Origin of the sequence: Sphaerisporangium rhizosphaerae, from assembly GCF_042665155.1 — a bacterium.
Lineage (GTDB): Bacteria > Actinomycetota > Actinomycetes > Streptosporangiales > Streptosporangiaceae > Sphaerisporangium > Sphaerisporangium rhizosphaerae.
Genome location: NZ_JBHTCG010000010.1, coordinates 24,981 through 41,839, shown reverse-complemented (window position 1 = coordinate 41,839; position 16,859 = coordinate 24,981). Strand labels below are relative to the sequence as shown.

The window sequence follows — 16,859 nt, the reverse complement described above, 5'->3', positions numbered from 1 at the left end:
GCGGATCGACCACATCGGATGTGAAGAACGGGCCATCGGGCGCCCGGCGGGGCTTCTCTCGCCGGGCGCCGCGGACTACCTTGATCGAAGCCCTTTCATCACAGGGGTGTCTTGCGCCTCCTGCGGGGTAACGCCCATCGGGAGCCGCGGGACCTCGAACCTTCGGGGGTTCCAGGGGTCGACTCCTTGGACGACGCAACCCCGGAGGACCGATGACCACCACCGAACCACCCAGGCGCGCAAAAAAGGCCCCTGGGAAGAAGCATCAGCTTCGACCATGCGGGGCTCGGGGGTTCCAGGGGGTGTCCCCCTGGGGTAACACAAAGGCCCCGAGGGAAGAAGCTTTGCTTCGACCATGCGGGGCTCGGGGGTTCCAGGGGGTGTCCCCCTGGGCTAACACAAAGGCCCCGAGGGAAGAAGCTCTGCTTCGACCATGCGGGGCCCGAGTGGGCGAGGAGGGATTTGAACCCTCACATCCTTTCGGACACACGGACCTGAACCGTGCGCGTCTGCCATTCCGCCACTCGCCCTTGTTGAGTGCGGTCCAAAGGCTAGCACGGATCCGTGCATGCCACCGAACCCGGATACGATCCTCCTAGACGATGGAGGAAGGGAGGTACCCGGTGGGAGTCCTTCAGCGCTTCGAGCGAAGGCTCGAAGGCTTGGTCGAGGGGGCCTTTGCGCGGGCGTTCAAATCTGACCTTCAGCCGGTCGAGGTCGCCAGCGCGGTTCAGCGGGAGATGGACGAACGGGCCGCGATCGTGGCGCAGGGCCGCACGCTTGTGCCGAACGACTTCGTGGTGGAGCTGTCCACGACCGACAGCGAGCGGCTGGAGGTGTACGCCGACAGCATCGGCCACGAGCTCGCCAACCTCGCCAGGGAGTACGCCAAGGAACAGGGGTACTCGTTCGTGGGACCCGTCCGGGTGCGCTTCGAGACCGCCGACGATCTGGCGGTGGGCCTGTTCCGCATCCGCTCGGGGGTGATCAGGGGGGCGACGGTCGAGCAGGACGAGATCCGGCAGCCCGTCAGTGATCTCCCGGCGAGCAAGCCGAGCGCGTTCGCCGGCCGTCCGCGCCTGCTGGTGTCCACCCAGGACGACCCGCAGGGGCAGCGGTCCTTCGACCTCACGACCCCTGTGACGCTCCTCGGGCGGGGCACCGACTGCGATCTGCGGCTGGTGGACCCGGGCGTCTCCAGGCACCACGCCGAGCTCAGGGTCGAGGGGCCGACAGTGGCCCTCGTCGATCTCGGTTCAACCAACGGCACATTCGTCAACGGCCAGCCGGTTCGCCGGATCGAGCTCCAGGACGGCACCCGCGTGACCTTGGGGCGCACGACTCTGGTGTTCCGGCGCGATTAAGGGTAGACAGACGGTCCATGTCCGAGCTCACTCTGCTGCTGATCCGGCTCGCGTTCCTCGCGGTGCTGTGGTTCTTTGTGATTGCCGCGGTGGGAGTGATCCGGACAGACTTGTTCGGATCACGCTCGACCGCTCCCGCGGCCGCGCGCAAACCCGTCAAGCCCGCTCGCCAACCAGCCAAGCCGAAGAAGGGGGAGCCGAAACAACTGGTCGTTACGGGTGGTCCCCTGCAAGGAACCATCATCAACCTCACGGAGACGCCAATCACTATCGGTCGGGCGAATGACGCCACGCTGGTTCTCAGCGACGATTACGCTTCCAGCCGGCACGCCCGGCTGTTCCCCCAGGACGGTCAGTGGATCGTGGAAGACCTCGGCTCGACCAACGGCACCTATCTCGACCGCTCCAAAGTGACCCGCCCGACTCCGGTGCACCTCGGCCAGCCGATCCGCATCGGTAAAACCGTCATCGAATTGCGCAAATGACAATCGCACTCCGCTACGCCGCCCGCTCGGACGTCGGCCTCCTCCGCGAAGGAAACGAGGACTCGGCGTACGCGAGCCCGCGCCTGCTCGCCGTCGCAGACGGCATGGGCGGGCACGCTCACGGTGAGGTGGCCAGTTCGGTCGCCATCACCGCCATGTCGTCCCTCGACCGGGACGCCTCCGGGGGTGACCTGCTCAGCGCCATCGAGGCCGCGGTGCGCGACGCCAATCGCAAGCTGCACGAGATGGTCGGCCGTGATCCCAGCCTCAAGGGCATGGGCACCACACTCACGGCCATGCTGTGGTCGGGCACCCGCGTCGCCCTCGTCCACGTCGGCGACTCCCGCGCCTACCTTCTCCGCAACGGCGAGCTGTACCAGATCACCCACGATCACACCCTGGTGCAGTCGCTCGTGGACGACGGGAGGATCACGCAGGAGGAAGCCGCCAGTCATCCTCAGCGCTCGATCTTGCTGCGCGCCCTCGACGGCAGCGGCGAGGTCGATCCAGATCTGTCGCTTCGCGAAGCGCAGATCAACGACCGCTATCTGCTCTGCTCGGACGGCCTGTCCAGCGTCGTCAGCGCCGAGACCCTGCACCACACCCTGACCACCGTCGACGAGCCGGACCAGGTCGTCCGCCAGCTCATCGACCTCGCCAACCGGGGCGGCGGCCCCGACAACATCACCTGCATCGTCGCCGACGTCGTCGAGATCGAGGAAGGCCAGGTCGTGGCGGGTGACGCCGCGGTCGTGGGCGCCGCCGGGTCCAACCGGCTGCGTTCCCAGCCTCCCGACACGCCGGCGGGGCGCGCGTCCACGATCACCGCTCCCCAGCCTGTGATCGTGGACGACGACCTGGATGACGAACCCGCGGGCGGCCCGGCGGCGAACGCCGTGGCCGCCCCGCGGCGTGTCAAGCGGCGGCGCGCGTGGCCGATGGCCGTGGTCGTGGTGGGGCTTCTCGCGGTGGCCGTGGGAGGTGGTGGCTATTTCGGGTACCGCTGGACACAGGACCAGTACTACGTCGGCGCCAAAGGCGACGAGCTAGTCTTGTTTCGCGGGGTTGACACCACCATCGGACCGATCCAACTGAATTCCGTCGCGCAGAGCACCGGCCTTTCGGTGTCGTCCATCCCCGAGCCGGAGCGCGACCAGGTGCGGCGGGGCATCCCCGTGGCCGACCTCCAGGCAGGACAGACGAAGATCAACGACCTCAAGGCCAAGTCCGGCGGCGACCAGAAGACCACGCAGCCGACGGCTTCCCCGACCCCCACGGAGTCCTCGTAAGTGAGTGCCGTAGACGACGCGGCCGTCCCCATGACCGCGAAACGGCGCGGGGCGCAGCTTGTCATGCTCGCCTTCGCCGTCGCGATCGTCATGGTCGCCTACGCCAACGTCGGTCTGGGTGAGGGCGGCAAGGTTCCCGCCGGCATGCTGGGCTACGGGCTCGGCCTCGGCGGCCTGATGCTGGCCGCCTATTTCGTGCTGGCCAAGTTCGCCCCCTGGGCCGACCCCCTGATTCTTCCGCTGGTGACGCTGGTCAACGGCCTCGGCCTGGTGATGATCTACCGCCTCGAGCTGGCCACGAAGCTCGCCTCGGCCAACACCCAGCTCTTCTGGACCGCGCTCGGCGTCGTGATGTTCTCCGCCACGCTCATCGTGCTGCGCGACCACCGGGCGCTGCAGCGCATGACCTACACCGCGGGCTTCGTGGGCCTGGGGCTACTGATCCTGCCCATGACCCCCTTTCTGGGCAAGCAGATCAACGGCGCGCGCATCTGGGTCCAGGTCGGCGGCTTCTCCATCCAGCCCGGCGAGTTCGCCAAACTGGCGCTGGTCGTCTTCTTCGCCGGCTACCTGGTGGCCAAGCGCGACGTGCTGGCGCTGGCCGGCCGCCGTCTGCTCTTCATCGACCTGCCCCGCGCCCGCGACCTCGGCCCGGTGCTCATCACCTGGGTCGTCAGCGTCGGGGTCCTGGTCCTGGAGAAGGACCTCGGCACCTCCCTGCTGCTGTTCGGCGCCTTCATCGCGATGCTCTACGTCGCCACCCAGCGCACGTCGTGGGTGCTCATCGGCGTGCTGCTGTTCGCGGGCGGCGCGTTCGTCGCCGGGCAGCTGTTCAGCCACGTCGGCGACCGCTTCCAGGTCTGGCTGAACCCGGGCGACCCCGAGCTGTTCAACCGCGTGGGCGGCAGCGAGCAGCTCATGCAGGGCCTGTTCGGCATGGGGTCCGGCGGCATCCTCGGCACCGGGCTCGGCCAGGGCCACCCGTACCTGATCCCGCTGTCGTTCTCCGACTTCATCTTCGCCGCCACCGGCGAGGAGCTCGGGCTCACCGGCCTGATGGCGCTGCTCATGGTGTACGCGCTGATCGTCGAGCGCGGCCTGCGCACCTCCATCGCGGCCCGCGACCCCTTCAGCAAGCTGCTGGCGGGCGGCCTGTCGTTCATCCTGGCCTGGCAGGTCTTCATCATCGTCGGAGGCGTGACGAACCTGATCCCGCTGACCGGCCTGGTCACGCCGTTCATGTCGCAGGGCGGTTCGGCCCTGCTGGCGAACTGGATTCTTATCGCGCTTCTGGTACGCATGTCTGACGCGGCACGGCGGCCGCCGCCGCAGGCGATCCAGGACGAGGGGCTGACGCAGGTGTTCCAGCGATGAACGGCACGCTCAAGCGGGCGGCGGTCGCCTGCCTGGCCATGTTCGCCCTGTTGATGATCAACGTGAACTACCTCCAGGCGGTCAAGGCCGACCAGCTCCGCGCGGACAACCGCAACAAGCGCAGCTTCTTCGCCCGCTACGAGAGCGAGCGCGGCATGATCACCGCGGGCGGCGAGACGCTGGCCAGGTCGGTCGACACCGGCGCGGGGAAGGACTTCCGCTTCCAGCGCAAGTACGTCGACGGCCCGGTCTTCGCGCCGGTCATCGGCTTCTTCGCGCCCGAGAGCGAGCGCGGCATCGAGAACGCCGAGAACGAGTACCTCAACGGCAGCCACCCCGACCTGTTCGTCCGCCGCACGGTCGACCTGATCACCAGCAAGCCGACGCGCGGCGCGGCGATCGATCTGACCCTGGTGCCCAAGGCGCAGCGGGTCGCCTACGAGGACATGCAGAAGAGCGGCAAGCGCGGCGCGGTGGTGGCGCTGGACCCGAAGACCGGCGCGGTGCTCACGATGGTGTCGGTGCCGAGCTACGACCCGGGCCCGATGGCCGTGCCCGACAAGGCGAAGGCCGCCAGGGTCTACAACAAGCTCGAGGCCGACGACAACGAGCCGCTGATCAACCGGGCCACCAGCAAGACCTACGCCCCCGGCTCGACGTTCAAGGTCATCACCTCGGCGGCCTATCTCAGCGAGGACGAGTCGCGCGACGTGAACACGACGGTGGACGCGCCGGACGTCCTGCCGCTGCCGGGCACCACCATCGGCCTGCGCAACTACCACGGCGAGTCGTGCGGCGGGCGGGCCACGCTCATCGACGCGCTGACGATCTCGTGCAACACGGCGTTCGGCACGATGGCCCTGGAGATGGGGTACGACAAGCTCCAGGAGCAGGCCGCGAAGTTCGGCGTCGGCCAGGAGATGAACATCCCGCTGAACGTGGTCAAGAGCGACATCGGTCCTGACAAAGGCAAGCCCGGCCTGGCACAGACGGCGATCGGGCAGCTCAGCAACCAGATGACGCCGCTGCAGATGGCCATGGTGGCCGCCGGCGTGGCCAACGAGGGCAAGGTCATGAAGCCCTATCTGGTCAACAAGATCGTCAGCCCGGACAACGACGAGATCGCGAGCGCGCGCCCGCAGGAGCTCGACGAGGCGGTCACCCCCGACGTCGCCGACAAGCTGCGCCAGATGATGATCAGCGTGGTGCAGAACGGCACCGGCACCGCCGCCCAGCTTCCGAACATCACCGTGGCCGGCAAGACGGGCACGGCCGAGACCGCGAAGGGCGCCGCGTCGCACGCCTGGTTCATCGCCTTCGCCCCCGCCGAGGACCCGAAGGTCGCGGTCGCGGTGTTCGTCGAGTCCGGCAGCGCCGGCAACGACGCCACCGGCGGCGTCGTCGCGGCGCCCATCGCGCACGACGTGATGCAGGCGGTGCTCGGCCAGTGAGCTTCGCCGACCGGGTGCTGAACGACCGCTACCGGCTGACCGGGCGCATCGCCGCCGGCGGCATGGGCGAGGTCTGGCGCGCCACCGACCGGCTGCTCGCCCGCGACGTCGCGGTGAAGCTGCTGCGCCGGCACGTGGCCGCCGACCCGGAGTTCCGCGAGCGCTTCCGCAACGAGGCGCGCATCACCGCCGCCCTGTCCGACCCCGGCATCGCCCAGATCTTCGACTACGGCGAGCAGGACGACCTGGCCTACCTGGTGATGGAGCTGGTGACCGGCGAGCCCCTGTCGGCGATCCTCGGCCGCAACGGCACGATCAGCCCCGAGGCCACCCTCGACGTCATCGGCCAGACCGCGCGCGCCCTGCACACGGCGCACCGGGCGGGCATCATCCACCGCGACGTCAAGCCGGGCAACCTGCTGGTCACCGAGGCCGGGCTCATCAAGGTCACCGACTTCGGCATCGCGCGGGCCCTGGAGGGCTCGCGCATCACCATGACGGGCACCGTGCTCGGCACCGCGCAGTACGTCAGTCCCGAGCAGGCCTCCGGCAGCACGCTCACCCCCTCGACCGACCTGTACTCCCTGGGCGTGGTGGCCTACGAGTGCCTGACCGGGCAGCCGCCGTTCACCGGCGGCAACCAGGTCACGATCGCCCTGCGCCACCTGAACGAGCAGGTGCCCCCGCTGCCGGAGACCGTGCCGCGGCCGGTGCGCGACCTGGTCGCGGCCATGCTGGCCAAGGCCCCCGAGCACCGCCCGCCCACCGCCCGCGAGCTGGCAGACCGGGCGATGGTGCTGCGCGACTCGCTGGTGAAGGCCCACGACTCGCACCTGAGCATGCTGACCGATCCGTCGGGCTTCGCCGTGCGCAGGGCCGTCGAGGAGTCCGGCCGGCCGTCCGGGCCGGGCGCCGCGCCCGTCCCACCGGCCGGCGCCGCGTTTCCGGCGACCGGCGCGGTCCTTCCGGGAGCCGGCGCGGTCACTCCGGCGGCCGGCGCGGTGACTCCGGTGGCCGACGGCTTCGGCGGTCTGTACGACGACACCACCGCGGACGTCCCGCCCGCCACGCCCACTCGCATCGGCCGTCCTCCGGCGGGCCCCGGCCCCGGGCATCCCCGGCCGCTTCCGCCGCCGGGGCGCCGCCGCCGGCGCCGGGCGATCGGGCTGTTCGCCGCCGCGGGGTGCGCGGCCGCCGTCGGGTTCGGCGCGCTGGCGACCGGCGGGATCCCCGAGCTGGGGACCGACGGCGGGCCGAGCGCGCCGTCCGATCCGGTGACCGGCGGCCCGGTGTCGTCGTCGCCGACGCGCACGTCAGCGGCATCCGTTCGACCCAAACCGGTGAAGTCTGTCAAGCCGTCGGCGTCACGGTCGGCTACGGTAAGCACGTCGGCCACGCCCACCCGGCCGCGCACGCCGACGCCGACCCCGTCCGCTACTCCGACCCCTACTCCGACGCCCACACCGACCCCCACGCCGAGTGAGACGCCAAGCCCCAGTGCATCCGCAAGCACCACAATCCCCCCGAACGGGGAGACGTAATGCGGTGGGGGGTCGATGATGGACACCGGCAGCCGCACCGCGGGCCGGTACCCAAGATGAACGGCAAGGGACTGTGCAGGAAATGACTCAGCCTCGGCTACTCGGTGGTCGCTATGAGCTCGACGGAGTCGTCGGGCGCGGCGGCATGGCCGAGGTGTATCGCGCCCGGGACATCCGGCTGGACCGGGTTGTCGCGATCAAGACACTCCGTTCTGATCTGGCGAGGGACCACACCTTCCAGGCCCGTTTCCGCCGCGAGGCACAGTCCGCGGCGTCTTTGAACCACCCCTCGGTCGTCGCGGTGTACGACACCGGCGAGGACATGACGGACGCCACCCCCGTGCCGTACATCGTCATGGAGTTCGTCGACGGGCGCACCCTGCGCGACCTGCTGCGGGCGGACCGGCGCCTGCTGCCGGAGCGCGCGGCCGAGCTGGTCGACGGCATCCTGCGCGCGCTGGACTACAGCCACCGCGGCGGCATCGTCCACCGTGACATCAAGCCGGCCAACGTCATGATCACGCTCGCCGGCGACGTCAAGGTGATGGACTTCGGCATCGCCCGCGCGATGGCCGACTCCGCCGCGACCATGACGCAGACCGCGCAGGTCATCGGCACGGCCCAGTACCTCTCGCCCGAGCAGGCCCGCGGTGAGCGCGTGGACGCCCGCAGCGACATCTACTCCACCGGTTGCGTGCTGTACGAGCTGCTCACCGGCCAGCCGCCCTTCACCGGCGACTCCCCCGTGGCCATCGCCTACCAGCACGTGCGCGAAGACCCGATCCCGCCGTCGCAGATCGACCCCGACATCCCCAAGTGGGCCGACGCCATCGTCCTGAAGGCCATGGCCAAGGACCCGGCGCACCGCTACCAGAGCGCCGCCGAGATGCGCGCCGACATCCAGCGGGCCCTGAGCGGCATGCCGGTCGACGCCGCGCACACGATGGCGATCAGCAACAACAACTACACCGGCCAGCAGACCCGCACGCTGCAGGCGCCGGGCGGGCCGGCCACCCAGCGCACGAACGCGGTGCCGCCCTACGAGTACGCCCCGACGCAGGCGGGTGGCGGCGGCGGCCGGTACGAGCGCCGACGGGCCGCCTCCGGCGGCAACACCGCGCTCAAGACCGCCGCGTGGATCCTCATCCCGCTGCTGGTGATCGGCGCCTTCATCGGCATCGGCTACGCCTTCCTGAGCTCCGACGGCGGCGGGCAGCAGACCGCGAGCGAGGTCTCCATCCCGCTGGTGAAGGGGCAGACCGAGGACGCCGCCAAAGCCAAGCTGGAAGACCAGGGCCTGAAGGTCGAGGTCGTCCAGGAGTTCAGCTCCGACGTCGACAAGGGCACCGTCATCGGCACCGAGCCCGCGGCCGGCGAGAAGGCCGCCAAGGGCGCCACCGTCCAGCTGAAGGTCTCCAAGGGCATCAAGCAGGCGGTCGTGCCGGACGTGGTCGGAACCACGGTGGACGAGGCCACTGAGACGCTCAAGAAGAACAATCTCAACGTGCAGGTGGTCAGCGTCGTCTCCGGCAAGGAGCAGCAGAAGGTCTTCCAGAGCAAGCCGGCCGCGGGCGAGAAGGTCGACGAGGGAAGCATCGTCAAGATCTACGTGCCCAAGGCGCAGACCGAGGTGCCGGATGTGACCGGCCAGACCGCCAAGGAGGCCACGGCCACCCTGCGCGGCGCGGGCTTCAAGGTCAGGACCGTCGAGCAGACCAGCGCGGACGTCCCCCAGGGCAACGTCATCAGCATGAGCCCGAAGCCGGGCTCCAAGCTCACCCCGGGCATGACGATCACGCTGGTGGTGTCCTCGGGGCCGCCGGAGGAGACCTTCCCGACCGACGAGCCCACCGACCAGCCGACCGACCCCAACCAGCAGCCGACCGACCCGAACGAGCAGCCCACCGACGACCCGTTCAGCGACCCGCCGCCGGACAACTTCGGCAACTGACGCGCCGTCCGCTCAGCGCGGTGTGAGCCCCTTCCCAGCGCCGGGGAGGGGCTTTCCCGTGTGCGCGAACGCGACCGACAGAGGCGAAGGGGCTGCCGGAGATGGCGGGGCCGCCCGATGGGGCGGGGAAGGCGGCCGGCGGCGAGGGCGCGCGCGGGGCCGGACATGAGAAGAGGGTCTCCGCCGCTCGGGGGCGACGGCGGAGACCCTCATTCGGTAGTCGTCTCAGACCCGCCCGGCGTTACACGATTTGGGCGAGCCAATTTCCGAGAAGTTCGTGCCCGTGCCGGGAGAGGACGGACTCGGGGTGGAACTGCACGCCTTCCACCCGCGCGGTGGCGTGCCGCACGCCCATGATGACGCCGGTGCCGGTGGCGGCGGTGACGGTCAGCGTCTCGGGCAGGGTGCCTGGGACCACGGCGAGCGAGTGGTAGCGGGTCATGGTGACCGGCGAGGGCAGCCCGGCGAACACGCCCTCGCCGTCGTGGACGATCTCGCTCGTGCGGCCGTGCATCAGCTCGGGGGCCCGGGCCACGGCGGCCCCGTAGGCGACCGCGATGGCCTGATGGCCGAGGCAGACGCCGAGCAGGGGGAGGTCGCGCTCGGCGCAGAAGCCCACCAGGGGCACGCTCACCCCGGCGGCCTCCGGTGTTCCGGGGCCGGGGCTGATGAGCACGCCGTCGAAGCCCTCGGCGTCCTGGAGGCGCACATGGTCGCGTGGCCGGACGTCGCAGTCGGCGCCCAGCTCGCGGAGGTACTGCACGATCGTGTGGACGAAACTGTCGTGATTGTCCACCACGAGCACGCGGCTCATCGGCCTACGGTCGCCCGGTCGACGGGCATGTGCGGCTCCAGGGAAGGGAACACGAAATACCAGAGTACGACCCCCGCCGCACCGGCCAGCACGAGCATCGTCGCCAGCTTGACCCCGGTGCCGCCGGGGATCACCCGCCAGAGCCATCCGTACATCGGCCGCCTCGCTTCCTGGAAAGATCCGGTGGGAGTGTCGGGCAAGGGCGCCGCCGTCAGGTGCGGCGGTCACGCTTGGCGGACAGGACGCCGTAGACGACCAGCCGCTCCCGGGCGGAGTACTCGGGGTGGCAGGTCGTGAGGGTGATGACGGCCTCGGTGGGACGCGCGCCCGGGCGGCCGGGCACCGGCGCTATGACGTCCACCTGGTCCGGCGTGACGACCTGCTTGCCGGAGACGCGGTAGGTGTAGCGGGCCTCGGGGGCGTCGATGACGATGGCGTCGCCCCGGCGCAGCTCGTCGATGCGGTTGAAGGGGGCGGCGTAGGTCGTGCGGTGGCCGGACAGCACGAAGTTGCCGACCTTGCCGGGGCGGGCCGTGCCCGGATAGTGTCCCGGCCCGCGGCGCAGGTCCTCCTGGCCGACGCCCTCCAGGACGGCGTACTCGTAGTCGCGCCCGAGGCGGGGGATGCGGATCATCGCGACGGCGTCGCCGAGGTGGATCTTGCCGAGCTTGGCCACTTTGGCGGTCTGCCGGAGCTGCTGCTTGAGGATGTGCTGGTACCACTCGGTGTAGGAGCCGGTGCCCCAGAGCAGGTAGGCGCAGAAGAGGAGCATGGCCACCCCGGCGGTCACGCTGAGCTCGCCGCAGGTGCGCAGCAGGGTCCTCATATCCACCGCCAGAAGGCATAATCACGACATATCCGGAGTAGCGGAGGAGGCGTGCGGACCACGCCTGCGCAAGCCAGCGTAGGCAGGACCCCTCGCGGCGTCCCGGCGACGATCGGCGCTTGACTTACTTTTTGCGCGTGAATCGCCGTTCGCCGCTTACGCCGACTAGGCTTACTGCGGTCTTCACAGGCCAGCGATTACGCTGGCTGCCAGTGCCCGCGACACCGCGCGGGCCCCACCAGGAGAGCTGCCGTGCCCAAGTCCAACACCCGCAAGAAGGCGGTCTACACCCCGCCGCAGAAGTCGCAGCAGGTCAAGGTGAGCCCCCGCTGGCTGGCGCCGACGATGGTCGTCGCCTGGATCATCGGCATCCTGTGGATCGCGGTCTTCTACATCGCCCCGACCACGCCCGGCATCGCCGCACTGGGCAACTGGAACCTGGGCGTCGGTTTCGTCCTGATCATCTTCGGTGTGGTGCTGTCCACCCGCTGGCGTTGAGGCGTGTCCACTCGCCGGCGGCCGAACCGGTCACGACCGGACGCGCACGGCGAGTGACGTTTTCCACAGGTTTTATCCACAACCTGGGGAAGCAAGCCCGGGGCTCCTCCGGGAAGCGTCCCCCGCTCAGGCCCCGAGCGGGGGCATGAGCGTCACCAGGGCGACGCAGGCCGCGAGCACCACCAGCACCGTGCCGAGCTGCACGGCCTTGCGGTTTCCCGAGGGCGCGTAGGCGAACAGCGCGGTCACCAGCGTTCCGGTGACCAGGCCGCCGAGGTGGCCCTGCCAGCTGATGCCCGGGATCACGAAGGTCAGCACCACGTTGATCCCGATCAGCCAGATCACGCCTCTGGCGTCGTAGCCCAGACGCCGGGCGACGACGAACATCGCGCCGAACAGCCCGTAGATCGCCCCGGAGGCGCCGACGGCCGCCGAGCCGAACAGGTAGACGGCGACCGAGCCGCCGAGCGCCGCGAGCAGGTAGACGCTCGCGAAGCGCACCGAGCCGAGCATCCTCTCGAGCTGCGGGCCGATGACGAACAGGGCCCACATGTTGAACAGGATGTGCCAGTAGGACGGCGGGGGCGCGTGCAGGAAGGCCCCGGTGATCAGCCGCCACCACTCGCCCATGGCGACGTCGTAGGACGACATCTCGAAGCGGCCGAGCACCTGGGCCGGAGCGACGACCTCGCCCAGGTAGGCGAGCACGTTGATCGCCAGCAGGGCCCACGTCACGATCGGAGTGGTCACCGGCCTGCCGCCGAAGGGCGCCTCGGCGCGGCGGACCGTGCGGCCGCCCTCGCGCACGCACTCGACGCACTGGTGGCCGACCGCCGCCTCGCGCATGCAGTCGGGGCAGATGGGCCGCTCGCACCGCTGGCACCGCACGTAGGTCTCGCGGTCGGGGTGCCGGTAACAGGTGGGGACCGCGTCAGAGGGACCGGGCTCGGAGTGGTCCTGCGGCCGGTCGGACGGACTGGGGTGGTCTGGCTGAGTGGTCATCGCCTGTTCGAGGCCCCTTCACCTGTGCGCGCCTATCCACAGACTGCCACCCTACGCACGCCGGCGAGCGCGTGGTGCCATGGATCGCCGCATCCGAGTGCGGCCATGGATCGCCGCATCCGAGTGCGGCCATGGATCGCCGCATCCGAGTGCGGCCATGGATCGCCGCATCCGAGTGCGGCCATGGATCGCCGCATCAGGGTGCGGCCGTGGAGGTGTGCCCCTGGCGGCCTCGCGGCCGAGGCCGCCGGGGCGCGGCCGCCTCAGGACTGGACGCGCTCGATCACGACCTCCTGGATGACGACGTCGGTGAGCGGGCGGTCCTGCCGGGTCGGCGTCTTGACGATGGCGTCCACGACGTCCTGCCCCTCGATCACCTCGCCGAAGATGGTGTGCGCGCCGTTGAGGTGCGGGGTGGGGACGACGGTGATGAAGAACTGCGAGCCGTTGGTGCCCCGGCCGAAGCGCTTGCCGGCGTTGGCCATGGCGAGCAGGTAGGGCCGGTCGAAGCGCAGGTCGGGGTGGATCTCGTCGTCGAAGTCGTAGCCGGGGCCGCCGATGCCCTGGCCGAGCGGGTCGCCGCCCTGGATCATGAAGCCCTGGATGACCCGGTGGAAGATCGTGCCGTCGTACAGCCTGTCGTTGGTCTTCTGCCCGGTCTCGGGGTGGGTCCACTCGCGGGTGCCCTCGGCGAGTTCCACGAAGTTGCGCACGGTCTTGGGCGCGTGGTCGGGGAAGAGACGGAGCTTGACGTCACCCAGAGTGGTGCGGAGTTTTGCGATGAGATTCTCAGCCACGGGGGCTGCCCCCTTCGATATGTCGGATTACCCGTCGGATTTGCGTTGTTTCGTCCACTATGGCGCAATGGCCTACCCCGCATCCTCCCATGCCGCGTCAGGATTGAGCCGCTTTCGATCGGGAAGGTGAGCCTGCGGGGCCCCGAGGACAGGGGAGGTTATCGTGTCCCTGACACTGAGAAGACGCCGTGTGAGCATGGTCATACCGATGGCGGCCACGCGGATGGATCGGATGAAGACCCAGGCCATGCGGACGGCCGACCAGGTCCGTCCGATGGCGCACACCGCCCGCGAGGTCGCCGCGCACCGCATCGAGGACGCCCGCGTCTGGGCGGCGCCCATGCTCGACCGTGCGGCTCATTCGGTCGAGGACGAGATCGCGCCGAAGGTCAGCGCGTTCCTCGCCCGCGCCGCCGAGCGCGTCGATCCGGCGCCGTCGATCAAACGGCGGAGCCGCTGGTCGATGCTCGCCCTGGCGGCCGGCGTGGCGGCCTGCGCGGTGGGCATCGTGCTCTACCGCAACAACAGCCGCCAATGGGCCGACACCATGAAGGACACCGGAGCCGATGCCAGCAGGTGGCCCGGCGAGAGGGTGGACGACATGGGCGGCGCCGAGGAAGGCGGCATGAGGGCCGACGACACCTCGCGCAAGATGTACTGAACCGAGCGGCGAGGCGCCCTCCGGAGCATCCGGGGGGCGCTTCCTGCCGTCCTGGGACGGTAACGCGCCGCAGCCGATAGTCCAGATCGCGAAATTCCGGCATTTATCAGGCAGGGAGCGGGACTGAACCCGCCTCCGCCGGGCAGCAAGGACGCGTGTCCGACACTGGCAGCTCCGAGCGCGCAGACATCTCCAGCGTGTTCCCCTCGTTCCCCGCGGAAGGCGCCGAGAACCCTGGCGCGTCCGACGCCGCACCCACGGACGCGGGCGTGGCCGGCGACCCCCGCCCCGCGGCGCCCTCCGGTTCCTCCGAGGTGTCCCGCACGGCCGGCGACCCGGCCGGCGACGGCGCGGGAGAACCCCGCAAGATCGACCCCAAGGAGTACGAGCAGCCGTTCGGCCGGCCCGGCCGTCCGTTGCGGAGCAACCCGTTCATGTTCGGCCTGACCGCCGCCCTGGGCGTGCTCACCGCCTGGCTGCTCGTGCAGTCCATCGCCTCCGCCGGGTCCGCCATCGTGCTGATCATCGTCTCGCTGTTCCTGGCGATCGGGCTCAACCCGGCCGTGGAGGCGCTCCAGCGCCGCAACCTGTCGCGCCGCCTGGCGATCACGATCGTGTTCGGCGGGGTCATCGCGTTCTTCGTGGCCTTCGGGCTGGCGATCGTGCCCCCGCTCACCGACCAGACCACCGGCTTCATCCAGCACCTGCCGGAGTACGTCCAGCAACTGCAGAACCACCCGGTGATCCGCTCGGTCGACCAGCGCTACCAGGTGCTGGAGAAGCTGCAGCAGTACGTGACCAGCGGCGGTCTGGCAAGCCAGATGTTCGGCGGCCTGCTCGGCGTGGCGAGCGTCGTGATCAGCGCGCTGTTCAGCGGGCTGACGGTGCTGGTGCTGACGCTCTACTTCCTCGGCTCGCTGCACTCGATCAAGGAGACCGGGTACCGGCTGGTCCCGCGTTCCCGGCGGACGCGCGTGCGGCTGCTCGGCGACGAGATCCTCAGGCAGATCGGCGGCTACGTCGCCGGCAATCTGATCATCTCCCTGATCGCCGGCGGGGTGACCTTCGTCTTCCTGTCGGTGCTCAAGGTGCCCTACGCGCTGGCCCTGGCCATCTTCGTGGCCGTGACCGACCTCATCCCCATGGTCGGGGCGGTGGCCGGGGCCGTGGTGGCCTCCGGCGTCGGATTCCTGACCTCGGTGCAGGTCGGCATCGCGTGTGTGATCTTCTTCATCGTGTACCAGCAGATCGAGAACTACGTGATCTCGCCGCCGGTGTTCAAGTCGTCGGTCGCGGTGCCGCCGGTCGCCACGATCATCGGCGCGCTGCTCGGCGGGGCGCTGCTCGGCATCGTCGGCGCGCTGCTCGGCATCCCGCTGGCGGCCGCGGTCCTGCTCCTGGTGAGAGAAGTGGTCTTCCCTCGCCAGGAACGGGTGTGACCGCGGGAGCCCGTGCCCCTTACCGGCGGCCGCCCGCCACGGGACGCCGCCCGGCGTACGGGTTGCGGGACGAGCGGCCGGGCTCGCGCAGCGCGTCGCGACGCTCGCCGGGCTGGTCGCCGCGGCGCTTGCGCATCAGCCACCATCCGACGCCGAGGACGACGAGCCCGAACGGCGTGCGGGCCAGCCAGCGGGTCACCACGAGTTTCAGCAGTTTCTTCATGCGTTCTCCTCGGTCCGGTCGTTGCGCCTGCCTCTACCCTCCGGACCGGTGAACATGCTGGTGCGGGGCCCGCGCGGTCACAGCCTCCACTTCTGGTTGCTCCAGCGGTTGCAGTCCCACAGGTGGACGCGGGCGCCGTTGCTTCCGACGCCCTTGAGGTCGGCGTCCAGGCATCGCCCGCCGGCCAGGCTGTAGATGGCGTGGCTGTGCCGGTCGTACAGCCACTGCTGGTTGGCGCCGCCGTTGCAGTCCCACAGTTGCACCCGGGTGCCGTTCCTGACGAGGTTGCCGCGGTCGGCGTCCAGGCAGCGGCCGTTGACCAGGTTCCTGATGGTGTGCGTGGCCGGGTCGTAGCTCCAGGTCTGGTTCGCCCAGCCGTTGCAGCTCCACAGCTGGATGCGGGTGCCGTTGCTGCCGATGCGGCCGAGGTCGGCGTCCAGGCAGCGGCCGTCGGCGCGGTTGTGGATGGGGCCGCTCCCGGCGCCGCCGCCGGCGGTCGCCGAGGCGGCGGTGGCGGTGGCGGCGAGGCAGCCCGCCGCGACGAGGAGCGTCCTTATCGCTGCGAGAAGGTGGCGTCGCATCTCAGGCCCCTCAGATGGTCCACTTCTGGTTGGCCCAGCCGTTGCAGTCCCAGAGCTGGACCTTGGTGCCGTTGCCGCCGATGCCGTTCAGGTCGGCGTCCAGGCACCGCCCGTTGTACATGCTGTAGATGGTGTGGCTGATGGCGTCGTAGATCCACTTCTGGTTGCTCCAGCCGTTGCAGTCCCAGAGCTGGACCTTGGTGCCGTTGCCGCCGATGGTGTTGAGGTCGGCGTCCAGGCAGCGGCCGTTGTACTGGCTGCGGATCGTGTGCGTCCGCACGTCGTAGGTCCACTTCTGGTTGTTCCAGCCGTTGCAGTTCCACAGCTGCACCTTGGTGCCGTTGGGGCCGATGGTGTTCAGGTCGGCGTCCAGGCATCGCCAGTTGGCGTGGTTGCGGATGGGGCCGGGCGCCGCGGCCGCGCCCACGGCGGGCGAGGCGCCCGTCGCGGCGGCGAGGACCGCCGCGCAACCGGAGGCGACCGCGAACGTCCGAGCCGCTCTGATGAACTTCCCCCGCATGATGTCCGATCCCTTTCACGTGTACGCGTCGCTACTCTCGGTA

At 69.9% G+C, this 16,859-nt stretch carries 18 protein-coding genes and 1 tRNA gene; 10 read left to right on the top strand and 9 right to left on the bottom strand.

The window, feature by feature from the left end:
• Positions 1-447 precede the first annotated feature (447 nt).
• A tRNA-Leu gene (locus ACFQSB_RS16950) sits at positions 448-530 on the bottom strand.
• A 93-nt stretch (positions 531-623) separates the two neighbouring features.
• Here ACFQSB_RS16950 and ACFQSB_RS16945 point away from each other — a divergent pair.
• The 7 genes from ACFQSB_RS16945 (at position 624) to pknB (ending at position 9,455) form a co-directional block, all read left to right on the top strand.
• Positions 624-1,364, top strand: a complete 741-nt coding sequence (locus tag ACFQSB_RS16945) for a DUF3662 and FHA domain-containing protein (RefSeq protein WP_354844003.1) — start codon at positions 624-626, stop codon at positions 1,362-1,364.
• Between the two features lie 17 nt (positions 1,365-1,381).
• Positions 1,382-1,849 carry an FHA domain-containing protein FhaB/FipA gene (locus tag ACFQSB_RS16940; protein ID WP_354844001.1) on the top strand — a complete coding sequence of 156 codons (468 nt, stop codon included), beginning with the start codon at positions 1,382-1,384 and terminating at the stop codon, positions 1,847-1,849.
• A complete protein-coding gene (locus ACFQSB_RS16935; protein WP_354843999.1) occupies positions 1,846-3,138 on the top strand; it encodes a Stp1/IreP family PP2C-type Ser/Thr phosphatase in 1,293 nt (430 codons plus the stop codon). Before ACFQSB_RS16940 ends, ACFQSB_RS16935 begins: the two co-directional genes overlap by 4 nt.
• 30 nt (positions 3,139-3,168) lie before the next feature.
• Positions 3,169-4,512: an FtsW/RodA/SpoVE family cell cycle protein gene (locus ACFQSB_RS16930; RefSeq protein WP_354844615.1), complete on the top strand. Its 1,344-nt coding sequence runs from the start codon at positions 3,169-3,171 to the stop codon at positions 4,510-4,512.
• Positions 4,509-5,963, top strand: coding sequence for a peptidoglycan D,D-transpeptidase FtsI family protein (locus ACFQSB_RS16925; protein WP_380827492.1), 1,455 nt, complete (start codon positions 4,509-4,511; stop codon positions 5,961-5,963). Before ACFQSB_RS16930 ends, ACFQSB_RS16925 begins: the two co-directional genes overlap by 4 nt.
• Positions 5,960-7,504, top strand: coding sequence for a serine/threonine-protein kinase (locus ACFQSB_RS16920; protein ID WP_380827489.1), 1,545 nt, complete (start codon positions 5,960-5,962; stop codon positions 7,502-7,504). Before ACFQSB_RS16925 ends, ACFQSB_RS16920 begins: the two co-directional genes overlap by 4 nt.
• An 82-nt stretch (positions 7,505-7,586) precedes the next feature.
• Entirely contained in the window at positions 7,587-9,455 is a 1,869-nt protein-coding gene (gene pknB, locus ACFQSB_RS16915; RefSeq protein WP_380827488.1) for a Stk1 family PASTA domain-containing Ser/Thr kinase, read from the top strand.
• A gap of 241 nt (positions 9,456-9,696) precedes the next feature.
• Here the strand turns inward: pknB and ACFQSB_RS16910 are convergent, their stop codons facing one another.
• The 3 genes from ACFQSB_RS16910 to ACFQSB_RS16900 are packed head-to-tail and all read right to left on the bottom strand — an operon-like array spanning position 9,697 to position 11,095.
• The gene (locus tag ACFQSB_RS16910; RefSeq protein WP_380827487.1) at positions 9,697-10,269 is read right to left on the bottom strand and encodes an anthranilate synthase component II; all 573 of its coding nucleotides are present in this window, start codon (positions 10,267-10,269) and stop codon (positions 9,697-9,699) included.
• On the bottom strand, positions 10,266-10,424 hold the full coding sequence (locus ACFQSB_RS16905) for a hypothetical protein (protein ID WP_354843988.1): 159 nt from the start codon (positions 10,422-10,424) through the stop codon (positions 10,266-10,268). Before ACFQSB_RS16905 ends, ACFQSB_RS16910 begins: the two co-directional genes overlap by 4 nt.
• A 56-nt stretch (positions 10,425-10,480) precedes the next feature.
• Entirely contained in the window at positions 10,481-11,095 is a 615-nt protein-coding gene (locus tag ACFQSB_RS16900) for a class E sortase (protein WP_380827757.1), read from the bottom strand.
• 252 nt (positions 11,096-11,347) lie between these two features.
• Here ACFQSB_RS16900 and ACFQSB_RS16895 point away from each other — a divergent pair, with 252 nt between their 5' ends.
• Positions 11,348-11,593: a cell division protein CrgA gene (locus tag ACFQSB_RS16895; protein ID WP_354843986.1), complete on the top strand. Its 246-nt coding sequence runs from the start codon at positions 11,348-11,350 to the stop codon at positions 11,591-11,593.
• A gap of 126 nt (positions 11,594-11,719) precedes the next feature.
• Here ACFQSB_RS16895 and ACFQSB_RS16890 read toward each other — a convergent pair whose 3' ends face one another.
• Both ACFQSB_RS16890 and ACFQSB_RS16885 read right to left on the bottom strand, forming a co-directional pair.
• On the bottom strand, positions 11,720-12,595 hold the full coding sequence (locus ACFQSB_RS16890) for a rhomboid family intramembrane serine protease (protein ID WP_380827485.1): 876 nt from the start codon (positions 12,593-12,595) through the stop codon (positions 11,720-11,722).
• A 263-nt stretch (positions 12,596-12,858) separates the two neighbouring features.
• Complete coding sequence (locus ACFQSB_RS16885; protein WP_354843980.1) at positions 12,859-13,392, bottom strand: peptidylprolyl isomerase; 534 nt, start codon at positions 13,390-13,392, stop codon at positions 12,859-12,861.
• Positions 13,393-13,582: 190 nt separating this feature from the next.
• Here ACFQSB_RS16885 and ACFQSB_RS16880 point away from each other — a divergent pair, with 190 nt between their 5' ends.
• Both ACFQSB_RS16880 and ACFQSB_RS16875 read left to right on the top strand, forming a co-directional pair.
• Positions 13,583-14,053, top strand: a complete 471-nt coding sequence (locus tag ACFQSB_RS16880; protein ID WP_354843977.1) for a hypothetical protein — start codon at positions 13,583-13,585, stop codon at positions 14,051-14,053.
• A 155-nt stretch (positions 14,054-14,208) separates the two neighbouring features.
• Positions 14,209-15,492 carry an AI-2E family transporter gene (locus ACFQSB_RS16875; RefSeq protein ID WP_380827483.1) on the top strand — a complete coding sequence of 428 codons (1,284 nt, stop codon included), beginning with the start codon at positions 14,209-14,211 and terminating at the stop codon, positions 15,490-15,492.
• Positions 15,493-15,511: 19 nt separating this feature from the next.
• Here ACFQSB_RS16875 and ACFQSB_RS16870 read toward each other — a convergent pair whose 3' ends face one another.
• From ACFQSB_RS16870 to ACFQSB_RS16860, 3 genes are all read right to left on the bottom strand, one after another.
• The gene (locus ACFQSB_RS16870; protein WP_380827482.1) at positions 15,512-15,715 is read right to left on the bottom strand and encodes a DUF6203 family protein; all 204 of its coding nucleotides are present in this window, start codon (positions 15,713-15,715) and stop codon (positions 15,512-15,514) included.
• Positions 15,716-15,792: 77 nt separating this feature from the next.
• On the bottom strand, positions 15,793-16,296 hold the full coding sequence (locus ACFQSB_RS16865; protein WP_380827480.1) for an RICIN domain-containing protein: 504 nt from the start codon (positions 16,294-16,296) through the stop codon (positions 15,793-15,795).
• Between the two features lie 10 nt (positions 16,297-16,306).
• Complete coding sequence (locus ACFQSB_RS16860; RefSeq protein ID WP_354924632.1) at positions 16,307-16,816, bottom strand: RICIN domain-containing protein; 510 nt, start codon at positions 16,814-16,816, stop codon at positions 16,307-16,309.
• Positions 16,817-16,859: the final 43 nt, after the last annotated feature.